Origin of the sequence: Brachybacterium subflavum (genome assembly GCF_009299795.1) — a bacterium.
In the GTDB taxonomy this organism is placed as follows: Bacteria; Actinomycetota; Actinomycetes; order Actinomycetales; family Dermabacteraceae; genus Brachybacterium; species Brachybacterium subflavum.
Window position 1 is genome coordinate 15,496 of the sequence record NZ_VIGP01000007.1, and the last position, 26,051, is coordinate 41,546.

Sequence of the window (26,051 nt, forward strand, 5' to 3'; positions counted from 1 at the left end):
TCTCCTAGGAGGTCGGGGCGGCTGTCGACGGGACGGGCAGCGTGAACGGGGTGGTGGTCGCGAGCGGGCGGAACCCGCGCGAGAGGTAGAGGCGGTGGGCCGGGCCGCTCGCGGAGGTCCACTGGAACCAGGCGCGGCGCGCGCCCGCGCGGGCCATGCGCGCGAGGGCGGCATCGAGCAGGGCGCCGCCGACGCCGCGTCCGCGGGCGGCGGGCAGCACGCCGATGGGGCCGAACCGCTCGGGATCCGCGCCGACGACATCCCAGGCGGCGAACCCGAGGATCTCGCCCGCGCCGGGTGCATCCCCCGCATCCGACGCATCCCGCGCGAGCAGGATCGTGCCCGCGGGCCCCTCGTCCGCCCCGCGCCCGCGCGCCGCCTCCTCGGCGCGGCGCGCGACGTGGCGGCCGAGCAGCTGCGCCCAGTCCTCGGAGAGGTGACGGCGCACGGCGGCGAGCGCCTCGGGCACCTCCTCGGGCGTGCACGGGGCGATGCGCAGATCGGGAGGCCCGCCGGGGTCCGCGGTGGGGGCGGCGCACGCGAGATCCGCGAGGTCCCGCTCCATCGCGAGCGCGCTGCCCGCGGCGCGCGCTCCCCGGGCGCGGAGGAAGGCGGCCGTGCCGGGGTCGGCCGCCTCGTCGATGCCGGGGGCCGCGTAGGCCAGGGGTCGTCCGCTGATCACGAGGGACTCGGCGCCCCACCGCCGTGCGTGCGCGAGCGCCTCCTCGAGCAGGAGAGTGCCGATGCCCCGACGGCGCTGCGCGGGGTGGACCGCTCCGCACACCAGGTACGCGACGCCGTCCTCCTGGGCGACGTGCGCGAAGCCGAGCGGCCTCGTATCCACCGCGGGCTCTGCGGCGTCCTCGGCGACCAGCACGAGCGAGCTGCGCGGGTCGGGATCCGCGAGCACCAGGAGCGCGAGGACGCGCGCGGTGAGGGGAAGCGCGGTGCCCTCGGTGAGCGCGGCGAGCGCGGGCAGCTCCCCGCGGCGCAGTCCCTCGCGCACGCGGATTTCCCCGGATGCGGGGCCCGTCGGCCCCGTCACGCGGCTCGTCCTGCCGTGTCGAGGGGCTCCGGGGCGGGCGAGGCCGCGAGGATCTCGGCGAGGTCCGCGCCGTCGTCGATGCCCTCGCGCAGGGCGCTCGACCCCCAGAGCAGGTCGATGAAGGGCGGGCGTCCGGGGGCGTTGCGGCGCCAGAAGTCCCGGCCGGGGTGCTGGGCGCGCATGACGGCGAGCACGCCGTGGCCGATGCGGATCGGATCGAAGCCGCCGTCCCCGGCTCCTCCCCCGACGAGCGCGGCGGGGTCGCCCACGAGGTGGAGCTGCACGCCGGCGAGGATCTGCCCGGCGAAGTCGCCGTGGGTGGCGCGCACCTGGACCTCGCGCACGAGGACGCCGGGCAGCTCGAGCGCGCGCACGGCATCCGCGAAGCGATGGTCCGCCCAGGGTGCGCCGAGGATCTCGAAGGGCAGCGTCGTGCCGCGGCCCTCGCTCCAGGTGGTGCCCTCGACGAGTCCCGTGCCCGGGTAGAGCGCGAGCGTCGAGGTGGTCGGCATGTTGGGCGAGGGCGGCACCCAGCAGGCGGCCGAGTCGGCCCCCGGAGCCGGGGTCACCGAGAGCTCGATCGGGTCCTCGAGGTGATGGGCGGCGGCGTGGCGCGCCACGTCGCCCAGGCGTCCGCCGTGGCGCAGCGGGATGTTCATGCGGCCGACGAAGCTCGCGCAGGTCGGGTCGAGACCGGGGCCCACGGGCGCCGCCGGGAGCGGCGCCGGACGGTCGAGGACGTGGACGGGCAGTCCGAGGCGCGCGCACGCCTGCATGGCGTCGACCATCGACCAGGGGTATGTGTAGAAGCGGCAGCCGATGTCCTGCAGGTCCACCAGGAGCGCGTCGATGCCGCTGCGCTCGAGCAGGGCGACGAGGTCCTCGCCGTGCACTCCGTAGGAGGACAGCACCGGGATGCCGGTCGCAGGATCGAGCTGGTCCGCGCCGCCCTCGCCGGCCTGCTCGCTGCCCCAGTACCCGTGCTCCGGGGCGATGAGGCAGTGGGGGCGGATGCCGCTCTCCACGAGCGCGTCGACGCCGCGCCGCAGGTCCGGGGTGACGGCGGCGAAGTTGGTGAGCAGGCCGGGACGCGAGGACCCCGGGAGCTCGCTCTGGAGCATCCCGGGGTCCTCGATCAGGGCGTCGAGCCCCGACACCGTTCGGTGTGACGCAGAGAACATCCCTCGAGCGTAGAGAAGTTACCTCCGCGTGTCACCGGTTTTCGGGAAACTTGCTGCGGTCCGTCGGCCCTCGCAGGTCCCCCGGATGGGGGCGACGGGCTCAGAGGTGGATCTCCTCCGCGTAGACGGCGGGAATCGCCCCGGTGATCGTGTCGACGGTGCCGGCCTCCTCGCGGGCGACGTTCTCCACCGCGGCGGCGACGGCCTTGGTGACGCCCTCGTTGAAGACGCTGGGCACGATGTAGGTCGGGTTCAGCTCCTCGGAGGAGACGACGTCGGCCAGGGCCTTCGAGGCCGCCAGCAGCATCCGGTCGGAGACGTTCGTCGCGCGCGCGTCGAGCAGACCGCGGAACACGCCGGGGAAGGCGAGCACGTTGTTGATCTGGTTCGCGAAGTCGCTGCGGCCGGTCGCGACGACCTCGGCATGCTTGGCGGCCTCCGCCGGATCGATCTCCGGGGTCGGGTTCGCCATCGCGAAGACGATCGAGCGCTCCGCCATCCGCGAGACGTCCTCCGCGGTGAGGATGTTGCCGGCGCTCACGCCGATGAACACGTCGGCCCCGGTGATGGCGTCGCTGAGCGTCCCGGTCAGCTGCCGGGGGTTCGTGACCTCGGCGATCCAGGGCAGGCGGCCCTCGAGGTTCTCGCGGCCCTCGTGGACGATGCCGTCGATGTCCGTGACCACCACGTCGCGGGCGCCCGCGGCGCGCAGCAGGCGCAGGATCGCGGTGCCCGCGGCGCCCGCTCCCGAGAGCACGATGCGCACGTCGGCGATGCTCTTGCCGACCACGCGCAGGGCGTTGCGCAGCGCCGCGACCACGACGATCGCGGTGCCGTGCTGGTCGTCGTGGAAGACGGGGATGTCGAGCTCCTGGCGCAGGCGGTCCTCGATCTCGAAGCAGCGCGGGGCCGAGATGTCCTCGAGGTTGATGCCCGCGAAGACCGGGGCGATCGCCTTCACGTGGGAGACGATGTCCTCGACGGAGTGGGCGTCCAGGCAGATGGGGAACGCGTCGATGTCCGCGAAGCGCTTGAAGAGGGCGGCCTTGCCCTCCATGACGGGCATCGCGGCGAGTGGACCGAGGTCGCCCAGGCCCAGGATCGCGGAGCCGTCGGAGACGACCGCGACGGTGTTGCGCTTGATGGTGAGGCTGCGGGCGTCCTCGGGGTGCTCGGCGATCGCCTTCACGACGCGCGCGACGCCCGGCGTGTAGACCATCGAGAGGTCGTCGCGGTGGCGGATCGGGACCTTCGACTCGACGGTGAGCTTGCCGCCCAGGTGCGCGAGGAAGGTGCGGTCCGAGACCTTGCCGAGCTCGACCCCCTCGAGGTCCTTGAGGGCCTCGACGACCTCCATGGCGTGGTCGTTGTCCGCGGTGAGGACGGTGAGGTCCGCGCGCATCCGCTCGGGGCCGGAGGCGGAGACGTCGAGCGCGGTGACCAGGGCGCGGTGCGCCTCGATGGTCCCGGTGATGTCGCTGACCGCCGCGGAGTGGGCGGCGAACTCGAGACGGATCGTGATGGAGTAGCTGACTGATGGCGCCGGTGACATGCGGCTCATCGTAACGTCGGCGAGCGCCGCTGCGGGCCGCCCGACGCGCCCCGCGGGGCGGGGCCGGGGGCGAGTGCGCGACGGGTGTCCGTCCGCCCGTACGGAGGGGTCAGCCCTTGTACGACTTCACGTCGTCGCTGTAGCGCTCCCACAGCGACTTCGCGGCCGAGGCCTGCTCCGCGTAGCGGTCGGGGTAGGCGGACTGCTGGACCGCCTGGGCGGCCTCGCCGAGATCCCAGTCGTCGTAGTCGGGGGCGACGTCGAGCAGGCCCGGGGCGCTCGAGTGGTCCCCGAGGCCCAGGAAGGCGTCGATGGCCTTCTTCTTGTGGCGCACCTCGGCCGCGCTGCCCCAGCCCGCGGACGGGCGCTGCTGGAAGAGGCCGCCGGAGTCGAGGTCGACGGCCGGCTCGTAGTTGTACAGCCACGCCTCGACGATCGCGGTCGCGAGCACGATCTGGGTGCCGTGGGCGCTGATGTCATGGCCCTTGCAGACCGCGATGATGAAGCGCGCGTTCTCGACCTGCCAGTCGTCCATGCCGTCCAGCGCGAAGCCCTCGCGGGTCTCGGCGCGGGTCATGAACGACTCGGTCCAGTCGTCGGAGTCGGCGTCGGCTGCCATGGCCGGCGCGGCCGTGGCGAGCGCGGTCAGTCCGATGGTCCCGGCGAGGAGCAGGCGGCGGCGGGAGAGGGTCATGCGAGGCACCTTCGAGGTCTGTGGTTCCGGGATCCGGAAGGACGCCGATGACGCTAGCGAGCGCACGAAGCGCTGTGAACAGGGCGTCTGTCCGGTTCGCCCGAGTCGGACCGCCGGTCTTTGCGCGGGCATGAACTCCTTGACCCGAGGCCCACGCGCGCCCCGTGACCTCATCGTGACCGGTCGAGCGGGCGTTCAGACGCCGCCCAGCGCGCTCCGGGATCCCCTGCGGTGCGCTCCGGGTGCCGAACGCAAAAGTTGCGTATGCGATGCGCGGGCGTGGCTGCGAGCACACGGATCAGGGGTGATGCGTCACGTCCCCGCGCCCGCTCAGGCCGTCAGCGCCGCGATCGCCGCGCGCAGACGCTTGTCCGAGACCGTCTCGCGGGTGCCCAGGGTCTGCGCGAACAGGCTCACCCGGTACTCCTCCAGCAGCCACGGGATCCGCGCGGCGTCCTCCTGGGCGGCGCGGGAGCGGGACAGCTTCGCGCGAGCGCGCTCCCACAGCTGCTCGACGTCGTGGACCTGCCAGGCGAGCTTCGCGTCGCGCGGAGGGTTCTCCTCGAGCTTCTCCAGTCGGATCCCGTCGGCGCGCAGGTAGCGCACCAGGTCGCCCAGGTGCTCGACCCCCGTGCGGGAGACGAAGCGCTCCCCCACCAGGCGCGAGGCGTGCTCGCGGATCTCCGTGAGCTGCTGGAGGATCGTCAGCGAGGACACGCGTCCGAGCGACTTCGCGAGCTTCGCGTGGGCGGCGAGGGCCGCGGCGGCGTCGCGCACGGCCTGCGCCGCGACCCGGTCGTGCTCCGAGCGGACCCGCGCGAGCGCCGCGTCGAACTGCTCGCGCGTGCGCACGGCGCCCGCATCGCCCACCAGATGCGCGGTCGCGGCCGCGGAGGCGTCGGCCAGGAGGGCCGCGCTCGAGGGGTACGGGGACTGGGCGACGGCGAGCTTGGTGGGGTTCGGCAGCGCGTTCAGCACGGAGGCGAGGTCCGGGTGCAGCTCGCGGTCCACGAGGGCGATCACGCCCTCGGGGTGCGCGCTCGCCTGCTCCTCGGCGGTCGCGAGGACCTTGAGGTCCACCCGTTCGACCTGCCCGTCGGCCCCGCGCACGGCGACCAGCGCCGGGTGCCCTGTCACCTCGAGGCCCCCCACGCGGCTGCGATGCACCTCGGGGACGCCCGCCTCGGGGAAGGCTGCGAGGTCGCGGCGGGCGAGGTCCTCGCCCTGCGTGGTGACCGAGGCGTCCATGCGCTTCTTCAGCCGCTTCTGGAGGGCGGCGAGGTCGTCGCCGGTGCCGATCTCGCGGCCCTTCGCGTCGACGACCCGGAAGTGCATGCGCAGGTGCGCGGGGATGCGGGAGAGGTCGAACTCGGGGCCGTAGAGCTCGAGGTCCTGCGGGACGCCGGGGAGGGCGACGAGCTCGTCGGCCACGGCCTCGACGAAGGCCTCGCCGGCGTCGGGATCGTCGTCGTGGAGGGTCGCGGCGACGACCTTCGCCCGCTCGGGGGCGGGGACGAGATGGCGGCGCAGGGGCTTGGGCAGGGAGCGGATGAGCTCGGTGACCAGCTCCTCGCGCATGCCGGGCACGAGCCAGTCGAAGCCGCGCGGGGTGACGCGGTTGAGCACCGCGAGCGGGATCGTCGCGGTGACGCCGTCGCTGCCGCGCGCGCCGACGTCCCCGAAGGAGTAGCTGAGCGGGAGCGTCAGGTCGCCCTGCACCCAGGTGTCGGGGAAGTCGGCCTGGATCGCGGCGGTCACGGACTCGTCGGCCGCGAGCAGATCGTCCTCGGTGAGGGTGAGGAGGTCGGGCGTGAGGTGCCGCTGCTTCTTCCACCAGGCGTCGAAGTGGCGCCCGGAGACGACGTCGGCGGGGATGCGGGCGTCGTAGAAGGCGAAGACCTGTTCGTCGCCGATCAGCAGGTCGCGCCGACGGGTCTTGGCCTCGAGCTCCTCGAGCCTCTCGATGAGCGCCCGGTTGTCGCGGAAGAAGTGGTGGCGGGTGCGCCAGTCCCCCTCCACGAGAGCGTTCTGCAGGAAGATGTCGCGGGCGAGCTCGGGGTTCACGCGTCCGAAGGGCACCACGTGGTCGGCGACGACCGGGACGCCGTAGAGGGTGACCTTCTCGTGCGCCATCGCGGAGGCCTGCTTGGAGGACCAGTAGGGCTCGGAGTGCGAGCGGCGCACCACGTGCGCGCCGATCTCCTCGGCCCAGGCGGCGTCGATCTTCGCTGCGGTGCGGCCCCACAGCCGCGAGGTCTCCACGAGCTCGGCGACCATCACCAGCTCGGGGCGCTTCTTCGCGAGCGCCGAGCCCGGCCAGAGCGCGAACCGTGCGCCGCGGGCGCCGGAGTACTCGCGGCTGCGGTCGTCGTACAGGCCCACGTGCGAGAGCAGCCCTGCCAGCAGGGCCTGGTGGATGCGGGCGGGATCGCCCTCGCTCTTGTTGAGGTGCAGCCCGGCGTCCTTGGCCATGTCCTTCAGCTGCGAGTGCAGGTCCCACCACTCGCGGATGCGCAGGTAGTGGAGGTGCTCGCCGCGCACCTCCCGGCGGAAGGCGCTGCCGGAGAGCTCCCTGCGGCGCTCCTGCAGGTGGTTCCACAGGTTCAGCAGGGTCAGGTAGTCGCTGGTCTCGTCCTCGAAGCGCTTGTGCTTCTCCTTGGCCTGCTGCTCGAAGCCCAGCGGCCGCTCGCGCGGGTCCTGGATCGAGAGCCCGGCGACGATCACGAGGACCTCGCGCAGGGCGCCGAGGCGGTCGGCCTCGATGAGCATGCGCGCCATCCGCGGGTCGAGGGGGAAGCGCGCGAGCAGCCGGCCGATGTCCGTCAGGCGGCGTCCGCCCGGTGCCTGCTGGGCGGCCTCGATCGCGCGCAGCTCCTCGAGCAGGCGCACGCCGTCGGTCACGGCACGCGTGGCCGGGGGCTCCACGAAGGGGAAGGACTCCACATCGCCCAGTCCCAGCGAGGTCATCAGGAGGACGACGGAGGCGAGGTTCGTGCGCAGGATCTCGGGCTCGGTGAACTCCGGGCGGGTCTCGAAGTCCTTGCGGGAGAACAGGCGGATCGCGATGCCGGGGTGGGTGCGCCCGGAGCGGCCCGAGCGCTGGTTCGCGCTGGCCTGGGAGATCGGCTCGATGGGCAGGCGCTGCACCTTCGTGCGCTGGGAGTAGCGGGAGATGCGGGCGAGCCCGGAGTCGATGACGTAGGTGATGCCGGGGACGGTCAGCGAGGTCTCGGCGACGTTCGTCGAGAGGATGATGCGCCGGTGCGTGCCCGCGGCGCGCGGGGAGAAGATCCGCTGCTGGTCGCTCGCCGAGAGCCGGCCGAACAGGGGCAGCACCTCGGTGGGCAGGCGTCCGCGCCCTCCCGAGCCCAGGTGCTGCTCGAGGCTGTCGCGGATCTCGCGGATCTCGCGCTCGCCGGGCAGGAAGACGAGCATGTCGCCGGGCCCCTCGGCGGCGAGCTCGTCGACCGCGTCGATGATCGCCGTATCGAGGTCGCGCTCGATGGAGTGGATGTCTTCGAGCTCGTCGGCCTCGGAGGCCTCCTCGGCGGCGACCTCGGCATCGATCACGAGGGGGCGGTAGCGGACCTCGACGGGATAGGTGCGCCCGGAGACCTCGAGGACGGGCGCGGGATGCATCGTCCCGTCGGCCCCGCTGGTCGCGAAGTGCTGCGCGAAGCGCTCGGGATCGATGGTCGCCGAGGTGATGACGACCTTGAGGTCGGGGCGCTGGGGCAGGATCTGCCGCAGGTACCCGAGGATCACGTCGATGTTCAGCGAGCGCTCGTGGGCCTCGTCGATGATGATCGCGTCGTAGCGGCGCAGCAGGCGGTCCGAGCCCAGCTCGGCCAGCAGGATGCCGTCGGTCATGAGCTTCAGCCGGGCGCCGCGGGCGACCTCCTTGGTGAAGCGCACCTGGTAGCCGACGGTCCCCTCGCCGAGCTTCTCCCCCAGCTCGGAGGCGATCCGGCTCGCGACGCTGCGCGCGGCGAGCCGGCGCGGCTGCGTGTGGCCGATGACCCTGCCATTGCCGCCATAGCCGAGCTCCAGCAGCATCTTGGGGATCTGCGTGGTCTTGCCGGAGCCGGTCTCGCCGGCGATGACGACGACCTGGTTCTCGCGCAGGGCCCCGAGGATCTCCTCGCGCTGCTGGGAGACGGGGAGCTCGGCCGGATAGGTGATCGCGAGCTGCGGGGAATCGGTCCCGTTGCCGGATTCGATCGTGCGCTCGCTCATGGTGGTCCATGCTAGGCGGTGGACGCGATGGCGGTCGCCCAGATTCCCCGGGGCCGACGGCGCGCCGCGCGCACTTGCCATCTCTGCGCGCTTCGGCCCGTCATGCGCAGAATCGCGCAGAACGTCGGTACGATGACGACCGTCGACCGGCCGGCGCCGAACCCGGGTCCGGACGTCCTCAGTTGACGGATCAGAAGGGACCTCGAGGATGAGCAGCACGATGCGGGCACTGCGGAAGACCGGCCCCGCCCCCGGACTCGAGCTCGCGGAGGTGCCCGTCCCGCAGGTCGGTCCGTGGGACGTGCGCATCCGCGTCCTGCGCGCCGGGCTCTGCGGCACCGACCTGCACCTGCTCGCCTGGGACGAGTCCGCCCGCGCGATGTGCGACACGGTGCCCTTCACCCCCGGCCACGAGTTCTACGGAGAGGTCGTCGAGATCGGCGCCGAGGTCCCCGACGTGCGCGTGGGAGACCGCGTCTCCGGCGAGGGGCACGTGGTGTGCGGGGTCTGCCGCAACTGCCGCGCGGGACGGCGCCAGCTGTGCATCCGCACCCGCAGCGTCGGCGTGCAGCGCGACGGCGCCTTCGCCGAGCAGGTCGTGGTTCCCCACCAGAACGTCTGGGTGCACGAGCACGAGGGCCGCGAGGACGTGATCAGCCCCGAGCTCGGCGCCGTGTTCGATCCCTTCGGCAATGCGGTGCACACGGCGCTCAAGTTCCCCTTGGTCGGCGAGGACGTGCTGATCACCGGAGCCGGCCCCATCGGCCTGATGGCCGCCGCCGTCGCCCGCCACGCGGGTGCCCGCTTCGTCGCGATCACGGACGTGCACGAGCACCGGCTGGAGATGGCCCGCGCCGCGGGGGTCGACCTCGCCGTCAACGTCGGCGAGCGAAGGATCACGGACGTGCAGCGCGAGCTCGGCATGAAGGAGGGCTTCGACGTGGGTCTGGAGATCTCCGGGCAGCCCAGCGCCCTGCAGGAGATGATCACCAACATGAACCACGGCGGGAGGATCGCCCTGCTGGGCCTCCCCGCACGGCACTTCGAGCTGGACTGGACCACCGTGATCACCCACATGCTCACCCTGCAGGGCATCTACGGACGCGAGATGTTCGAGACCTGGAACGCGATGAGCGCGATGATCTCCACGAGCCCCGTGCTGCGCGGGAGGATCAGCGCGACCGTCACCGACGTGCTGCCGGCGACGGCATGGGAGCGGGCCTTCGAGATCGCCCGCTCGGGCAGCGGCGGCAAGGTCGTGCTGGACTGGACCGTGTTCGACGGATCCTGACGCGACCTCGTCCCTTCCAGCCCGCAGCACCGCAGCACCGCAGCACCGCAGCACCGCAGCACCGCAGCACCGCACCGATCATCGCCCGCCTGAGGAGGCACCCCTGATGTACGTCGACGTGAAGGATCAGCTCGCCGCCGAGCTCGAGGAGATCCGCGAGGCGGGCACCTTCAAGAACGAGCGCACGATCTCGACCCCGCAGTCGGCCCACATCGAGGCCGCCGCCTTCGGCGACGCCCCGGCGGAGGTCCTGAACTTCTGCGCCAACAACTACCTGGGCCTGGCCGACGACCCTCGGCTCATCGACGCCGCGAAGAGGGCGCTGGACGAGCGCGGCTTCGGCATGGCCTCGGTGCGCTTCATCTGCGGCACCGGCGACCTGCACCTCGAGCTCGAGCAGAAGGTCAGCGCGTTCCTGGGCACCGAGGCGACCATCCTGTTCTCCTCGTGCTTCGACGCCAACGGCGGCGTCTTCGAGTCGCTGTTCGGCGCGGGCGACGCGATCATCTCCGACGCGCTGAACCATGCCTCCCTCATCGACGGCATCCGGCTGTCCAAGGCCTCCCGCTACCGCTACCGCAACGCCGACATGGACGATCTGCGCGCCCAGCTCGAGGCCACCCGCACGCAGAACGACGGCGCGCCCGCTCGTCGCACGATCATCGTCACCGACGGCGTGTTCTCGATGGACGGCTACCTCGCACCGCTCGATCGCATCTGCGACCTGGCCGACGAGTACGGCGCTCTCGTCCTGGTCGACGACTCCCACGCCGTCGGCTTCATGGGCGCCACGGGCGCCGGCACCCCCGAGCACTTCGGGGTCGCGGATCGCGTCGACATCTACACGGGCACCTTCGGCAAGGCGCTCGGCGGTGCGAGCGGCGGCTACGTCTCCGGCCGCGCCGAGATCGTGGACCTGCTGCGCCAGCGGGCCCGTCCCTACCTGTTCTCCAACTCGCTCGCGCCCGCGATCGTCGCCGCGACCCTCACCGCCCTGGACCTCGTCGAGGGCAGCGCGGACCTGCGCGAGAAGCTGTTCGCCAATGCCGCGCTGTTCCGCCGCCGCATGGTCGAGGAGGGCTTCGAGCTGCTGGACGGGGAGCACGCGATCGTCCCCGTGATGTTCGGCGATGCGCGGCGCGCGGCGAAGATCGCCGACGCCATGCTCGCGCAGGGCGTCTACGTCACGGCCTTCTCCTACCCCGTGGTGCCCAAGGACCGTGCGCGCATCCGCGTGCAGCTCTCCGCGGCGCACTCCCCCGAGGACATCGAGACCTGCGTCCAGGCCTTCGTCACCGCACGCGGCGCGACCGAGGTCTGCTGAACCCGGTGGAGCGACGGGAGGACCGGCCGCCGGATGGCATCACCACGATCGCGCGCGGCGGCGCCGGGCCTCGCAGCGTCGGCGCCCTGCTGCTGGTCATCATGCTGGGCTGCGCCCTGCTGGTGCTGTGGCCCGTGCGCTCGGCGACCGTCGGCGACGCCCTCGTCGCCGCGGCCTGCGCCGTGGGCGGGATCCTCCTCGCCGGCATGCTCTGGAGGCTCCGCCTCCGGGCGACGGTCGACGACGACGGACTGCACCTGCAGGGCGGGATCCTCTTCGGGCATGCGCGGCGGATCCCCCGCTCCGAGATCCGCGCCGCCCGCTCCGGATACCACCTCGCGGGAATGGGGTTCGGATGGGGCCGACGGCACGAGGGACCTCGGGACATCGCGCTGCGGGCCGGTGGTCCCGAGGCGACGGTCCTGCTGGGGGACGGCCGGCGCGTCGCGTTCTCGACCCCTGAGCCCGAGGCGCTGGTGCGGGCGCTCAGGGCACCGTCCGACGACGTCGAGCGCTGACCTCCGGAGCCCGGCGCGCGCTCACCCCTCGCTTCTGCGAGTCCGGGAGCACTCGGACATCCCCGCGAGCATCCGCCGGGCGCTGTGCTCGAGGGCGGCGTGAGTGGTCTCCTCCGCATGCGCCGGGTGGGAGAGGATCGCCGAGGCGAATCGTGCGGCCCACGCCCGGGCGCGGAGCACGAGCGCGTCGCGGGCGTGCCCATCCGCCTCGCGCGCCCAAGCCGCACGGCGCAGATAGGCGCCGACGGCGCCGCCCGTGGGATCGAGGTGGAAGATCGCCCCGAGATCGCTCGCTGGATCGCCCGCGCAGGTGTCGCCCCAGTCGATGAGACCGAGCCGGGTCGGCCCGTCGCGCGAGGGTCCCTCCGCGGGCACCACCAGGTTCCCCGGATGCGGATCGCCGTGCAGCAGCAGGTCCGGGCCGTCCCAGACGTCCGCCTCCAGGCCCTGCTCCCACGCGACGCGCACCCTCTCCCCCGTCGGCCGGTCCAGGAGCGACCTCTCCTCGGCGACGGCCGCGCTGCGCCGCTCGAGGGGCACGCCGCGCACGTGCCCGCGGGGATGCGTCGCCGGTGCCGGCCGATGCAGCGCGGCGAGGGCGATCGCCAGGAGCTCGGCGAGCCGTGGTGCGGCCTCCGGGACGCTCCTCACGAGCTCCGCGACGACATCTCCCTCGATCCACGTGAGCAGCGCTGCGGGCCCGCCCGGTGCATCGGCCGGGACCTGCCCCAGTAGACGAGGGCGGGTGAACGGCAGAGTCTCCGGCAGCGCGTCCGCATCACCGAGCAGGGTGATCTCGTGCTCGAGGATCTCGCGCGCGATCTCCCGCTCCGGGACCCGCAGCACCACGCGCGTGCCGTCCTCGAGGGCTCCGACGTGCCACTGGCTGTTGTCCCATCCCCGGCCGAGCACGGTCGGACGTGCGGCGCGGGCGACCAGGTCGCGCGAAGTGCCCTCCTCGTACCGGATCCGGTCGAGGAGGGCGCTCACGTGCGCGGGGCCCGTCGGCCCGCTGCGGGGTGCTGCCATCGGCCCAGGGTAGATCGGAGCCCGAGGCTCGGGTCGGAGCGGGTCAGCCGCCGAGCGGCTGCTCGCTCGCCCCGGGCTCCCCGCCCGCGGCGCCCTTCGCGGCCAGCGCCTCCGCCTCGCGCCGCTCTCGCTCGGCCTGACGGGCGGCGTCGCGCGGGTAGCAGAAGTAGAACCCGCACCAGACCACGGCGTTGATCAGGTACGGGACCACGCAGAACCAGAGGAACGTGACCTGGAGGTCGCCGAAGACGTCGGCGATGATGCCGATGTTGATCGAGAGGATCGCGGTGATCCCGCCCTGGACGAACGAGAACAGGAAGGCGAAGGCCGAGGCGCCGAGCTTCTTGGGGACCACGGTCGAGACGATCGGCAGCACGCAGCCGGAGAACCCGATCGAGAACACGAGCCCCATCACGAAGGTCGCCGCGTAGATGTACACCCGGCTGGTCGAGTCGATCTGCGTGGCGAGGAAGATCGTGGCGGCGAAGCACACCAGGTAGACCTGCATCAGCATGATCCGGCCCTTGTAGCCGAAGCGCGCGGTCACCAGGTCGCCGAGGAATCCGCCCAGGAAGGCGGAGAACATCGAGCCCAGCGAGAACACGGCCATCACCAGCGCCGCCTCGGGCACGCCCATGCCGCGCACGTCGACGAGGAACTGGGTGTAGAAGCTCAGCAGGATCAGCGACGTGATGAACGGCAGCATGACGACGATCATCCAGATGGTGGGGATCCTGAACAGCTGCCCCACGTCGCGCAGGCGGAAGGTCCCGGACTCCGGATCGTCGGTGACGCTCACGGACTTCACGGCCGGCTTCGGCACCCACAGCAGGATCAGCAGGCCCGAGACGATCGAGATGGCGCCCATCGTCCACAGGGCGTAGCGCCAGCCCTCGGGATTCGAGCCGAACAGGCCGATCGCAGGGCCGATGAGGATGCCGACGCCGCCGCCGATGCCGCGGACCATGCCGTAGGCCTTGCCCCGCTCGGACTGCTTGAACAGGTCCGGCAGCATGCCGTTGAGAACGGGCTCGGAGGCGACGGTGCCCACGGCGGAGATGGCGAAGAGCACCACGAGCGCGGTGTAGCTGGTGGCGAAGCCGCTCGCGACGGTCCACAGGCCCCACACGCCGGTGACGAGCACGAGCACCCGCTTGCGGCCGAAGCGGTCGGCCGCCATCGCCCAGGTGGGCCCGAAGATCATGCGGGCGAACATCGGGATCGCGCTGAAGATCCCCAGCTGCGTGTAGCCGAGGCCGAAGGCGGCGGCGATCAGCGGGAAGAAGGTCTTGGTCAGGCCGGACTCGGAGTTGTCGACCGCCTGGGAGAACCCGAGGGCGGCGACGGCGCGGGCGCGCTTCGGGGGCTTCGGCGCCTCGGAGCTGGGCGGGGCGAGGGTGGGCAGGCCGGAGCCGTAGTAGGCGTACCCCGCGTGCTTCGTGGTGTCGTTGACGTGAGACATCGGTGTCCCCTTCGGAAGGGCCGCGACGGTGCGGCTCGGACTCGAGACAGCCTGTCGCTGTCGGAGGAGGTCGGTCCGGCCCTGTGCCGCCGTGGTGGCTGCGGGGCCGGTGCTGAGCGCTGAATCTCCCCCGGCCGACGATGCGGGCGTCACCGATTGCACGATGTTGCCGACGAGGGGGAACGACATCCCTGGTCACATGCCGCTGTTGCCGCGCGTTGTCGTGGACACGAGGTCAGCGGGAGAACGCCGATCCGCCGCGCGTCGGCCCTCGGCCGCGACGTCGTTCAGCCGAGCCGCCCGCCGAGGCGCTGCACGTAGTGGTCGGAGATCCGGTCGAGCCCGCTGAACTCGACGGTGCGTCCGGCGCGGTGGTACTGCTCGCGCACGCCGTCGAGCGCCGCGACGCTCGAGGCGTCCCACACCGTCGCGCCGCTCAGGTCGACCGTCACGTGCGAGGGGTCCGAGTCGTAGTCGAACTGCTCGACGAGGTCATTGCTCGAGGCGAAGAACAGCTGGCCGCGCACGCGGTAGCGCCCCGGGTCGACGGGATCGCGGACCACCTCGGTCATGTGGGCGACGCGCCGCGCGAAGGCCACGGCGGCCGTGATCACCCCCAGGATGACGCCGACGGCGAGGTTGTCCGTCAGCACCGTGCCGAGCACGGTCACCAGCAGCACCAGGGTCTCGCTGCGGGGCATGAGCGGCAGGGTGCGCAGCGAGTGCCAGTCGAAGGTGGTGGCGGCGACCACGAGCATCACCGCGACCAGGGCGGCCATGGGGATGCGGCCGACGGTGTCGCCGAGGGCCACGGACAGGGTGATGAGGAAGGCGCCGGCGAGGAACGAGGAGAGTCGGGTGCGGGCGCCCGCCTGCTTCACGTTGACGATGGTCTGGCCGATCATGGCGCAGCCGCCCATCCCGCCGAACACCCCGGTGATCACGTTCGCCGCGCCCTGGCCCAGGGCCTCGCGCGTCCGGGAGGTGCGGGTCCGGGTGATGTCGTCCACGAGGTTCGCCGTCAGCAGCGATTCCATGAGGCCGACGAGCGCCATCGCGACTGCGTACGGCGCGATGATCTCCAGGGTGTGCAGGGTCAGCGGCACGTGCGGGATCCCGGGCACGGGCAGGCTGTGGGGCAGGGCTCCCTGGTCGCCGACCGTCGGGACGTCGGCCCCGAGGCTGACCACCGCGAGCGTGATCAGCAGGATCGTCACGAGCGGGGCCGGGATGCGGCGGGTCAGCCGCGGGAAGAGGACGATGACGGCGACACCGGCGGCGACCAGCGGGTAGACCAGCCAGGGCACGCCGATCAGCTGCGGGAGCTGGGCGGAGAAGATGAGGATCGCGAGGGCGTCGACGAATCCGACCATCACCGATCGGGGGATGAACCGCATCAGCCTGGCCACGCCGAGGCCGCCCAGCAGCATCTGCAGCATCCCGCCCAGGATCACGGTCGCGATGAGGAAGTCCACGCCGTGGTCGCGGGCCACGGGGAAGATCACCAGTGCGATCGAGCCCGCGGCCCCGGAGACCATGGCGGGCCTCCCTCCGAGCACCGCGGTCGCGCAGGCCATCGTGAACGCCGCGTACAGCCCCATCCGCGGGTCGAGCCCGGCGACGATGGCGAAGCTCAGCGACTCGGGGATCAGCGCGAACGCGGTGACCAGCCCGCCGAGCACCTCGACCGAGAGCAGACGGGGATCGCGCAGGGCGCTCAGCACGGAGGGGGCGCGGTGGTCCGCCTGAGGGGTCGTGGGCATGGGCTCGAGTATCCCGCAGGCGGGGCCGAGAGCGCTCGTCGTGGTGACGCGCACCGCGGCGGGCCGACGGGCGAGCCGGAGCGGCCCGGGCCGGGCCGGACCGAGGAGCAACGCATGGCAAGGCGTGCGTCGGTGCTGCGGGCCGCGAGTAGCGTCGCGTCCATGGTTCCCGCGCGACGTCCCGGCGCCGCCGTCACGAAGGAGTGCACGTGTCCGACACACCCCGCCAGCAGATCGCCCAGGTCCCTCTCGCCTCCCGCGTGAAGCCGATCCTCGAGGTCGACGGGCTGCGCTTCCGCGATCTCGACGGCGACGGCAAGCTCGCGCCCTTCGAGGACTGGCGTCTGCCCTCCGCGGAGCGCGCGGCAGATCTGGTGGCGCGGATGAGCCCCGAGGAGAAGATCGGCCTCATGGTCATCAGCTCCCGCTCGATGGGGATCTCCCAGCATGACCCGGAGCTGACCAGCCACGACGGCGCTCTCGACGAGCAGTACCATCCGATCAAGCTGGACCCGCACAACTCGGCCGGGGACCCCTACGAGGGCACCACCGAGCAGATCACGCAGATGCACATGCGCCACTTCATCATGCGCGAGACGCCCACCGGATCGCGCATCGCCACCTGGATCAACGCCATGCAGGAGGTCGCCGAGACCACCCGCTTCGGCATCCCCGTGATCGTCGCCGCGAACTCGAAGAACGAGGCCGGCGGCTTCCGGATGGGCGCCACCCCCGAGGACCAGGACTTCACCCAGTGGCCGGGGACCCTGGGGCTCGGCGCGACGCGCGATGCGCAGCTCGTGCGGCGCTTCGCGGAGCTCTCGCGGCAGGAGTGGGTCGCGAGCGGCCTGCGCAAGGGCTACATGTACATGGCGGACACCGTCACCGACCCCCGCTGGTTCCGCTCCTACGGCACTTTCGGCGAGGACCCGGCGTTCAACGCCGCGGCGATCGGCGAGCTGGTGCGCGGATTCCAGGGCGAGGACGGGCTCGGGGCCGTCGGGGTCGCCCTGACCACCAAGCACTTCCCCGGCGGCGGCGCCCGCGAGAACGGCTTCGACCCGCACTACGCGGAGGGCCGCTTCAACGTCTACCCCACCCCGGGCTCCCTCGAGGACTACCACCTGCCGCCCTTCCAGGCGGCGATCGACGCCGGCACCTCGAGCGTCATGCCGTACTACGCGATCCCCTCGAAGGAGAAGTCCGCGACCCCGCAGGGCCGCCTCAGGGAGTTCGAGCAGGTCGGCTTCGCCTTCAACACCGAGGTGCTCTCCCTGCTGCGGTCGATGGGCCACACCGGCTACATCAACTCCGACTCCGGGATCCTCAACAAGATGGCCTGGGGCGTCCAGGAGCTGTCCGTGCCCGAGCGGGCGGGCGCCGCGATCTCGGCGGGCACCGACATGATCGCCGACACCAACGACGTCGGCTCGATCCGCGAGGCCTTCGTCAAGGGGCTCTTCCCCGCCGAGCGGCTCGACGAGGCGGCGCGGCTGCTGCTCGTGGAGCTGTTCGCTCTGGGACTGTTCGAGAACCCGTACGTCGACCCCGAGCGGGCCGACGAGGTCGTCGCGAACGCGGAGTTCCAGCAGGCAGCCCTCGAGGCGCACCGGCGATCGGTCGTGCTCGTGAAGAACCCCTCCCGCAGCGACTCCGCGGAGGGAGCCGGCACCGAGGGCGGCCGCCGCGTGCTGCCGCTCACCGAGCAGGGCCTCTCCGGTCGGCGCGTGTACGTGGAGATGTTCGAGGACGGCATCACCGTGAAGCGCCTGGACGCGCTGCGCGCGCGCATCGCGGGCGCGCACCCCGGGGTCTCGTTCACGACCGACTTCCATGAGGCGGACGTCGCGATCGTCCTGGCCCGCCCGTTCACGGGCGACTACTTCCGCTCGACCGGGCTGCTGGACCTCACGATCGACGAGCACTCCGGCGTGGACCTCGCCAAGACCCGCGAGATCCGCGGCAGCGTGGACACCCTGGTGGTGGGGCTGAACGCGGTGATGGCCTGGCTGCCCGGGACCCTCGAGCCCCTCGCGGACGCCTTCGTGTGCGGCTTCGACACCCGGCCCGAGACGCTCGTCGACGCGATCCTCGGCAAGTTCTCCCCCACCGGCCGCCTGCCGCTGACCTTCCCGATCTCGCAGGAGGCCATCGCCGTGGACGAGAACGGCATCTGCGCCTCGCCCAACGACGTCCCGGGCTTCGCCAAGGAGCAGCACATGGACGGCCGCCCCTACGTGTACGTCGACTCCGAGGGCGGCCGCTGGGTGAGCGGCTTCGGCCTCGAGTACGCCTGAGCACCCGGGACCCGGGCCCGGGGCTCGGGCACGAGAGAAGGCCCCCTCTCCTGCACGTGAATGCAGGTGAGGGGGCCTTCTGCGGGTGGAGACGGCGGGAATCGAACCCGCGTCCGATAGTGCTGAGCGAGGGCTTCTCCGGGCGCAGTCCGTGTTGGCGTTTTCTCAGTCCCGACGATCCCACGGACACGTCGTCGACGGACTCAGTCACTCTGAGGTGTTCACCCGACCTCGATGACGAAGGCCGGAAGCAGTGGCTCCTTCGATGATGGAACGATCCGGGTCAGGAGCACCCCCGGGGTTCCAGACTGCTCAGGCTGATCAGGCAGCGAGAGCGAAGTCAGTGCGCTTGGGTTCGGCACTTATTGGTTTCCCAGGAGCGTTGACGAGATGACCTGGGATCCTCGGCCCGCTTCCCCTCACTGGACAACTACCGTCGAAACCGATCGTCCCCGAGTGTGGGTCGCGTGAAGACGGCGACCTGGGTCGCCGAGCACTTTGCCGCTGTTCACGTATCAATCCACAGGCGCGGCGTGCCGCGCTGTGTCTCCAGTGTAGCCAGGTGTCCGCGAGGTGGCCAGCGCTTATCGCTCAGCCCACGGTGAACGCCGCCGCGCGCTCCCCCGGTCGTACGGTGAGACGGTGAGCAGCTTCGACTTCGAGGGGATGACCTTCACGATCGACCCGATGACGCTGCGCGAGAGCGTGGATGACCCGGATGCGCTCGCGCGCTGGTGCGCGGCGAATCCGCGGGACCCCCGCACCGTCGCCCATCTGCGGATCCTCGGCCGCCTCGAGGAGGCCGAGGCACTGGGCCGGGTCCTGCTCGCCGACTCCCCCGCGCATCCGGTCGCCCGGGCGGCCCTGCGCGCCCGGTTCGCCCAGGTGCTGCAGTGGCAGGGTCGCTTCGAGACGGCCGACGAGGAGTTCTCGCGCGCCGCGGAGGAGACGGGGCTCTCGGACGATCCGACCGCTCCGAGCTCGATCCTCGCGCTCGCTGCGGTGCTCCAGCACCGGGCGAAGAACCGCTTCGAGCACGCCCTGGTCGCGGAGGCCGGGGAGAGACCCCGGCTGTCGGCACGCCTCATGGACGCCGCCCGGGAGGACGCACGACGGGCGCTCACGATCCGCGAGGGCCTGCGGGCGAGCGACGATCAGATCCTCAGCAGCCGCGAGACGCTCGCGCGTCTGGAGCGCGACGGCGAGGAATAGCCGCAGGTGCGCCTGCGCCGACGCGGCACAGGGCCCCGCCTCGGGGCGCGGCTCAGACCAGTTCGCGGCGGCGCATGGCGCGCTGGGCCTCGCGCAGGTCCTGCTTCTCGCGCAGGGTCTGGCGCTTGTCCCAGTCCTTCTTGCCGCGCGCCAGGGCGATGACGACCTTGGCGTGCGAGCCCAGGAAGTACATCTCGAGCGGCACGAGCGTGAAGCCCTTCTCGCGCGTCTTGCCGGCGAGCTTGTCGATCTCGGCGCGGTGCAGCAGGAGCTTGCGTTTGCGCCGCGCGGCGTGGTTGGTCCAGGTGCCCTTGACGTAGGGGGCGATGTGCACGCCCTCCATCCACATCTGGCCGCCCTCGATGAAGCAGAAGCCGTCCACGAGAGAGGCGCCGCGATCGCGCAGCGACTTCACCTCGGTGCCGGTGAGCACGATGCCCGCCTCGTAGGTGTCGTCGATGTGGTAGTCGTGGCGGGCCTTCTTGTTCGACGCGATGAGGGCCTTCTTCGGACCGTCGGCCTGCTGCTGCTTCTTCTTCGCCGGCTTGGTGGCGGCCATGTCGCCCCTCCTCACGTCTCGCGGTTCCCGGGGCTGCGCCCCGCCTGTGCGGTACGACAGCCTATCGGCACCGCCTGCGAGCGGGCCACGGGTTTTCGCTCGGGGCGCAGACCCGGGGCGCGGGGTGGGACGGGTCAGCCGATGTAGTTCACGGGGTTCACGGCGGTGCCGTCCTCGTGGATCTCGAAGTGCAGATGGCAGCCCGTCGAGGAACCGGTGGTGCCGACGTAGGCGATCGTCTGCCCCTGCTTCACGTGCTGCCCGGCGGAGACGGCGAAGCGCTGCAGGTGGTGGTAGGAGCTCGTCATCACGTGCCCGCCGGAGGTGCCGTGGCCGACGATCAGCTTGTTGCCCGCGCTCGCGTTGGACGTGGTGGCGAGCACGGTGCCGTCCTTGGTGGCCTTCACGGCGGACCCGCAGGCCGCGGCGAAGTCCATGCCGGCGTGCAGCTTGCGGGTGTGGTAGATCGGGTGCACGCGCCATCCGAAGGGCGAGGAGCGCCGGGCGTTCGAGGGGGCGAGCCAGCCGGACTTCGAGACCGGGGTGGACAGGGCGCCCGAGGAGCCGCTCGAGCCCGAGGACTTCTTCGCGGAGGCGGCGCGACGGGCGGCCGCCTCCTTCTCCTTCTCCTCCTTGATGAGGTCGGAGATCTCGGAGTCCAGCGCCGAGCTGCGGTCCTCGAGGTCCGCCTTGTCGTCCTTGTACTTCTCCTTCTTCTTCTCGAGCGCGTCGGCCTGCTTCTTCTGGGTCGCGTAGAGGTCGTCGAGGGTGTCCTTGGCGTCCTGCGCCTTCGTCTTCGCCTTCTCCTTGCGTGCGACCGCGGCCTCGGACTCCTTCTTGAGGTCGTCGATCTCGGCACGCACGGCGTCCAGGCGGTCGGCGGCGTTCTCGGTGACGGACTGGTCGGTGCGGAGGTCGTCGAAGCGGGTGCCCTGCGCCTCCAGGGTGAGCTTGTAGTTCATCGAGCGGTCCACGGCGTCCTGAGGGTTCGCGTTGCCCACGTAGACGCTGGTGGGGTCGGGCAGCCCGCCGCCCTTGTAGGCGGACAGCGAGACCTCGTCGAGCTGCTCGCCGGAGGCGTCGACCTCCTTCTTGCCCGTGTCGACCTGGCCGCTGAGGTCGGCCTCCTCGGCCTTCGCGTCGGCGAGACGGTCCCCGATCTCCTCGTCCTCGTCCTCGGCGTCGGACAGCTCCGACTTCGCCTTCTCGAGGGCCTTCTGGGCGTCGGGGATCTTCAGCTCGGTCTCGGCGAGGTCGAGGTAGGTGTCGGCCAGGTCCGAGTTCACGTCGCTGAGCTCGATGCGCAGGTCCTCGAGCTGGTCGTCGACGCTCGCCTTCTCCTGCTCCTTCTGCTTGCGGTCCCCGTCGGCGCGCGCGGGAGCCAGCGGGGAGAGCATCATCTGGGTCGCGACGAGCGCGAGTGCCAGCACCAGCAGGGTGAGGATCCGCAGGTTCCGGGCGCGGGACGTCATGGTCACACCTTCAGGTAGCGGTTGAGCGAGACGATCGAGGAGCCGATCGCCAGTATCGCCCCGATCAGCACGAGGATCGGCGCTATCCACAGCAGGTCGGCGCTGCCCACGGTGATCAGCCCCGATCCGAGCGTCGGCGCGAGCCAGCCCTCGACCAGGAAGTGGGTGCCCGTCCACAGCAGGCCACCGGCGATGAGCGCGCCGAGGATGCCGGCGACCGCCCCCTCGAGCATGAAGGGCGTGCGGATGAAGACGTTCGAGGCCCCCACCAGGCGCATGATCGCGATCTCGCGGCGACGGTTCGCGATCGACATCCGGATCGTGGTGGCGACCAGCAGCACCGCGGCGACCAGCATGAGCACCGCGAGGCCGACGGCGAACACCGTGGTCTGGTTCAGGACGTCGATGAAGGGAGCGTAGGCGCTGAGCAGGTCGGAGACCTCGTCGACGCCGTCGCGGCCCTGGAAGAACTCCACCACCGCGTCGGACTTCGAGGAGTCGTCGAGCGTGATGTGGAAGGAGACGGGCATGTCCTTCGCGGTGAAGTCGGAGACGAAGCCCTGCCCGGAGAACTGCTCCTGGTAGATCTTCAGCGCCTCGTCCTGGTCGCGCTCGGAGTAGGAGTCGATGTACGGGGCGAGCACGTCCCCCTCCAGCGCCTCGCGCACCGACTGGACCTGCGCGTCGGTCGCGGCTCCCCCGGCGCACGTGGAGGCCGTGGAGTGCGGCGAGCACATGAAGATCGTGACCTGCGACTCCTGCACCAGCGTCGCCTTCATGTCGAAGATCTGCTTCTGCATGAGCAGCCCCGCGCCGACGAAGCTCAAGGAGACGGCGGTGACGATGACGACCGAGATCACCATGGCGATGTTCCGCCACAGTCCGCTGAGGATCTCGGAGGCGATGTACCTGCCCCTCATCGTGCGCCCTCCTCGCGGTCGGAGGCCTGCGGGAGGTCCTCGGCCAGCGCGTCCTCGGAGAAGGCCTCCTCGGCCTCGTCCAGGAGGTCGCGGGGGCGGGCGTCTGGCACGAGCTCCTCCTCGACGACGTCGGATCCTGCGGCGCCAGACCCCTCACCGGCCGTATTCGCGCCCTCGGCATCACCCTCGGACGCATCGTCACCGTCCTCGACGTTCCCGGAGATGACGCTCACGGGGGTGCGGGACTCGTAGGTGCCCTCGGCCTCGTCGCGGACGATGCGGCCGTCGACGAGCTCGACGACGCGGCGGCGCATGCGGTCCACGGCCGCGCGGTCGTGGGTGGCCATGAGCACGGTGGTCCCCCTCTCGTTGATCTGCGAGAGCAGGTCGAGGATGCCCTCGGCGGTGGCCGGGTCGAGGTTGCCGGTGGGCTCGTCGGCCAGCAGGATCGAGGGGCGGTTCACGTAGGCGCGGGCGATCGCCACGCGCTGCTGCTCACCGCCGGAGAGCTCGTGGGGCATGCGGCGGCCCTTGTCCTCGAGGCCCACCATCTCCAGCATCTCGGGCACCAGGCGGCGCACCACGCGGCGGGGCGTGCCGATCACCGCGAGCGCGAACTCGATGTTCTGGTAGGCGTTCTTGGAGGGAAGCAGGCGGAAGTCCTGGAAGACCATCCCGATCTCGCGACGCAGCGCGGGGACGCGCCAGGACGGGATACGGGCGAGATCCTTGCCCGCGACGTGCACGCTGCCGCGCGTGGGGGTGGCCTCCTTGAGCACGAGGCGCATGAGGGAGGACTTGCCGGAGCCCGAGGCCCCGACGAGGAAGGCGAACTCGCCGCGCGCGAACTCGAGGTCGATGTCCTGCAGCGCGGGCGACTGTCCTCGCAGGTACGTCTTGGAGACGTCGTCGAAGCGGATCACGGCGGCCTTGGGGGTTTCGGGGGTGCGTACCCGACAAGGCTAGGGTCGATCAGCGCCGACGCCGTGCGGGCGCGCGCAGGTGCCGGGTCAAACCTTGGTCAAGGCGTCAAGGCGTCAAGGCGTCAAGGCCTCGAGGCGTCGAGCCTCCGAGGCGCCGCCACCGGCGGCCTCTCAGGCCTCCGCCGCCTCGGCCTTCTGCTGGCCCACGCGCCAGCGGATGCCGGCCTCGATGAGCTCGTCGATCTCGCCGTCGAACACGGCGGAGGGGTTCCCCTCCTGGTGCTCGGTGCGCAGGTCCTTGACCATCTGGTACGGGTTCAGCACATAGGAGCGCATCTGGTCGCCCCAGCTGGCCTTGACATCGCCCGCGAGCTCCTTGCGCTCGGCGGCCTCCTCGGCCTTCTTCAGCAGCAGCAGCCGGGACTGCATGACGCGCAGGGCGGCCGCGCGGTTCTGGATCTGCGACTTCTCGTCCTGCATCGAGACCACGGTGCCGGTGGGCAGGTGGGTCATGCGCACGGCGGAGTCCGTCGTGTTCACGCTCTGCCCGCCGGGGCCCGAGGAGCGGAACACGTCGACCTTGAGGTCGTTGTCGGGGATCTCGATGGAGTCGGTCGACTCGATCAGCGGGATCACCTCGACCGCGGCGAAGGAGGTCTGACGGCGCCCCTGGTTGTCGAAGGGGCTGATGCGCACGAGCCGGTGGGTGCCGCCCTCGACCGAGAGGTTGCCGTAGGCGTAGGGGGCGGAGACCTCGAAGGTCACCGACTTCAGCCCGGCCTCCTCGGCGTAGGAGGTGTCCATGACCTTGGTGGGGTAGCCGTGGCGCTCGGCCCAGCGCAGGTACATGCGCAGGAGCATCTCGGCGAAGTCCGCGGCGTCGACGCCGCCGGCGCCCGCGCGGATGGTGACCACGGCGTTGCGCTCGTCGTACTCGCCGGAGAGCAGGGTGCGGACCTCGAGCTCGTCGAGGGTGCGGCGGATCGAGGTCAGCTCCTTCTCCGCCTCGTCAGCGGTCTCGGCGTCGTCCTCCTCCGCGGCGAGCTCGACCATCACCTCGAGGTCGTCGATGCGGGAGGAGAGGTCGTCGATGCGGCGCAGCTCGCTCTGCGCGTGCGAGAGGGCCGCGGAGACCTTCTGCGCGTTCTCGACGTCGTCCCAGAGGTCGGGGGCCGACGCCTGCTGCTCGAGATCGGCGATCTTCGCCTTGAGGGCGTCGAGATCCGTCACCTTCTCGATCGACCCCAGGGTCGTGCGCAGGTGCTGGATCTCTTCGGTGAAGTCGATGGTCGCCACGAGAGTCGAGTCTACGGGAGAGCGCCTGCACGCCGGGGCGGGGCGCGGGATCGGATGCGTCACCGCATCCTGGGCCGTCAGCCCTGCCCGCCCATGTCCTCGCCGATCTCCCGGCCGACGTCCTCCAGCAGGTGCGCGGTGCGACCCATCGCGTCCTCGACATCGCGAGCACGGGAGAGAAGGTCCAGGGCCAGGCCGATGCCGGCTCCCTCGAGGTCCTCCGGCGCGAGCTCGAGGGAGCCCGCGACGGCGATCACCCGGGCACCCGCGTCCGCCGCGCGGCGCGCGACCTCGGCGGGCCCCTTGCCCGAGAGGGTCTGGCGGTCGAGCCGCCCCTCCCCCGTGATGACGACGTCGGCACGCGCGAGGGCGGCGTCGAAGCCGAGCAGGTCCAGGACCGCGTCGGCCCCGGAGACGAAGTCCGCGCCGAGCGCGTAGAGCGCGAACCCGGTGCCTCCGGCGGCGCCCGCGCCGGGGCGCTCGCGCAGGGGCGACGGGGCCGACGGGCCCGTGCTCGCCTGCTCGACGGCGTCGGCCCAGCGGCTGAGGAACTCGTCGGCCGTCCGGATGTCGGCGTCGGCGAGTCCCTTCTGCGGGCCGAAGACCGCGGCGGCGCCCTCGGGCCCGAGCAGGGGGTTGGTGACGTCGCACGCCGCCTCGAGGTGCACGCCCTCGAGGGCTGCGAGAGCCGGGCCGAGATCCGCGCTCGCGACGGCCGCGAGGCCGTCATGGCCGTCGGAGATCGGGGCGCCGTCGCCGTCGAGGAGCCGGGCGCCGAGCGCTGCGAGGAGACCTGCGCCGCCATCGGTGCTCGAACTGCCGCCGAGTCCGATGACCAGGTGCGCGGCGCCTGCGGCGCGGGCGGCGAGGATCAGCTCGCCCAGTCCGCGGGTGCTCGCGCGGGCATGGTCGAGGCGCGTGCGGCCGGCTGCGTCGCCCGGCAGTCGGCGCAGCCCGGAGGTCTCGGCGAGCTCGAGGACCGCCTCGGTGCCGCTCTGGGCCCAGCGCGCGGTGATCGGCTCGCCCGTCGGCCCGGTGATCCGGGCCTCGTGCGCGGTGAAGCCGGCGGCGAGCCCGGCCTCTACGGTGCCGTCGCCTCCGTCGGCGATCGGGAGCAGCTCGGCGTGCGCATCGGGGTTCGTCGCGGCGATGCCGCGGGAGAGGGCGGCCGCGACCTCGGCGGCGCTCAGGGAGCCTTTGAACTTGTCGGGGGCGATGAGGACGGTCGGCATGCGATCTGGCTCCTTGTGGTCGGCGGCGAGGGATCCGCCGTGGTG

The 26,051-nt window shown here is 71.7% G+C and carries 19 protein-coding genes and 1 other RNA gene; 5 read left to right on the forward strand and 15 right to left on the reverse strand.

All coding sequences use genetic code 11. The features are described from left to right. Window positions 1-4: 4 nt before the first annotated feature. From FHG10_RS18070 to hrpA, 5 genes are all read right to left on the reverse strand, one after another. Entirely contained in the window at window positions 5-1,006 is a 1,002-nt protein-coding gene (locus FHG10_RS18070; RefSeq protein ID WP_193636358.1) for a GNAT family N-acetyltransferase, read from the reverse strand. A 35-nt stretch (window positions 1,007-1,041) separates the two neighbouring features. After that, window positions 1,042-2,226 carry an exo-beta-N-acetylmuramidase NamZ family protein gene (locus FHG10_RS15835; protein WP_152354337.1) on the reverse strand — a complete coding sequence of 395 codons (1,185 nt, stop codon included), beginning with the start codon at window positions 2,224-2,226 and terminating at the stop codon, window positions 1,042-1,044. A 100-nt stretch (window positions 2,227-2,326) separates the two neighbouring features. Further along, complete coding sequence (locus tag FHG10_RS15840; RefSeq protein ID WP_152354338.1) at window positions 2,327-3,778, reverse strand: NAD-dependent malic enzyme; 1,452 nt, start codon at window positions 3,776-3,778, stop codon at window positions 2,327-2,329. 109 nt (window positions 3,779-3,887) lie between these two features. After that, window positions 3,888-4,472: a hypothetical protein gene (locus tag FHG10_RS15845; RefSeq protein ID WP_152354339.1), complete on the reverse strand. Its 585-nt coding sequence runs from the start codon at window positions 4,470-4,472 to the stop codon at window positions 3,888-3,890. Between the two features lie 330 nt (window positions 4,473-4,802). Then, complete coding sequence (gene hrpA, locus FHG10_RS15850) at window positions 4,803-8,708, reverse strand: ATP-dependent RNA helicase HrpA (RefSeq protein WP_152354340.1); 3,906 nt, start codon at window positions 8,706-8,708, stop codon at window positions 4,803-4,805. Window positions 8,709-8,928: 220 nt separating this feature from the next. Here hrpA and tdh point away from each other — a divergent pair, with 220 nt between their 5' ends. From tdh to FHG10_RS15865, 3 genes are all read left to right on the forward strand, one after another. Continuing rightward, on the forward strand, window positions 8,929-9,999 hold the full coding sequence (gene tdh / locus FHG10_RS15855; protein ID WP_152354460.1) for an L-threonine 3-dehydrogenase: 1,071 nt from the start codon (window positions 8,929-8,931) through the stop codon (window positions 9,997-9,999). Window positions 10,000-10,105: 106 nt separating this feature from the next. Further along, window positions 10,106-11,323, forward strand: a complete 1,218-nt coding sequence (locus FHG10_RS15860; protein WP_152354341.1) for a glycine C-acetyltransferase — start codon at window positions 10,106-10,108, stop codon at window positions 11,321-11,323. A gap of 5 nt (window positions 11,324-11,328) precedes the next feature. Next, window positions 11,329-11,841: a YdbT family protein gene (locus FHG10_RS15865; protein WP_152354342.1), complete on the forward strand. Its 513-nt coding sequence runs from the start codon at window positions 11,329-11,331 to the stop codon at window positions 11,839-11,841. A gap of 21 nt (window positions 11,842-11,862) precedes the next feature. On the opposite strand, the gene FHG10_RS15870 is transcribed toward FHG10_RS15865, so the two are convergent. The 3 genes from FHG10_RS15870 to FHG10_RS15880 form a co-directional block, all read right to left on the reverse strand. Beyond that, the gene (locus tag FHG10_RS15870) at window positions 11,863-12,870 is read right to left on the reverse strand and encodes a phosphotransferase (RefSeq protein ID WP_152354343.1); all 1,008 of its coding nucleotides are present in this window, start codon (window positions 12,868-12,870) and stop codon (window positions 11,863-11,865) included. A gap of 43 nt (window positions 12,871-12,913) precedes the next feature. Next, entirely contained in the window at window positions 12,914-14,332 is a 1,419-nt protein-coding gene (locus FHG10_RS15875; protein WP_193636359.1) for an MFS transporter, read from the reverse strand. Between the two features lie 287 nt (window positions 14,333-14,619). Continuing rightward, window positions 14,620-16,095, reverse strand: coding sequence for a SulP family inorganic anion transporter (locus FHG10_RS15880; RefSeq protein WP_152354345.1), 1,476 nt, complete (start codon window positions 16,093-16,095; stop codon window positions 14,620-14,622). Between the two features lie 209 nt (window positions 16,096-16,304). On the opposite strand from FHG10_RS15880, the gene FHG10_RS15885 reads away from it, so the two are divergent. Then, window positions 16,305-18,392, forward strand: a complete 2,088-nt coding sequence (locus FHG10_RS15885; RefSeq protein ID WP_227488317.1) for a glycoside hydrolase family 3 protein — start codon at window positions 16,305-16,307, stop codon at window positions 18,390-18,392. 83 nt (window positions 18,393-18,475) lie between these two features. On the opposite strand, the gene ssrA is transcribed toward FHG10_RS15885, so the two are convergent. Next, window positions 18,476-18,846, reverse strand: a transfer-messenger RNA (tmRNA) gene (ssrA, locus tag FHG10_RS15890). A gap of 188 nt (window positions 18,847-19,034) precedes the next feature. Between ssrA and FHG10_RS15895 the strand changes: the two genes are divergently transcribed. Then, window positions 19,035-19,604 (forward strand): hypothetical protein, encoded by a 570-nt coding sequence (locus FHG10_RS15895; RefSeq protein WP_152354346.1) that lies wholly within the window; start codon window positions 19,035-19,037, stop codon window positions 19,602-19,604. A gap of 52 nt (window positions 19,605-19,656) precedes the next feature. Here the strand turns inward: FHG10_RS15895 and smpB are convergent, their stop codons facing one another. The 6 genes from smpB to FHG10_RS15925 form a co-directional block, all read right to left on the reverse strand. Then, window positions 19,657-20,163, reverse strand: coding sequence for an SsrA-binding protein SmpB (smpB, locus tag FHG10_RS15900; RefSeq protein WP_152354347.1), 507 nt, complete (start codon window positions 20,161-20,163; stop codon window positions 19,657-19,659). Between the two features lie 134 nt (window positions 20,164-20,297). Then, window positions 20,298-21,635: a M23 family metallopeptidase gene (locus FHG10_RS15905; protein ID WP_152354348.1), complete on the reverse strand. Its 1,338-nt coding sequence runs from the start codon at window positions 21,633-21,635 to the stop codon at window positions 20,298-20,300. 2 nt (window positions 21,636-21,637) lie between these two features. Then, complete coding sequence (ftsX, locus tag FHG10_RS15910) at window positions 21,638-22,555, reverse strand: permease-like cell division protein FtsX (protein WP_152354349.1); 918 nt, start codon at window positions 22,553-22,555, stop codon at window positions 21,638-21,640. Then, on the reverse strand, window positions 22,552-23,478 hold the full coding sequence (gene ftsE, locus FHG10_RS15915; RefSeq protein WP_152354350.1) for a cell division ATP-binding protein FtsE: 927 nt from the start codon (window positions 23,476-23,478) through the stop codon (window positions 22,552-22,554). The genes ftsX and ftsE overlap by 4 nt, the downstream gene beginning before the upstream one ends. A gap of 171 nt (window positions 23,479-23,649) precedes the next feature. Continuing rightward, complete coding sequence (gene prfB, locus FHG10_RS15920; RefSeq protein WP_152354351.1) at window positions 23,650-24,774, reverse strand: peptide chain release factor 2; 1,125 nt, start codon at window positions 24,772-24,774, stop codon at window positions 23,650-23,652. A gap of 77 nt (window positions 24,775-24,851) precedes the next feature. Then, window positions 24,852-26,006, reverse strand: a complete 1,155-nt coding sequence (locus tag FHG10_RS15925) for a glycerate kinase (protein ID WP_152354352.1) — start codon at window positions 26,004-26,006, stop codon at window positions 24,852-24,854. Window positions 26,007-26,051: the final 45 nt, after the last annotated feature.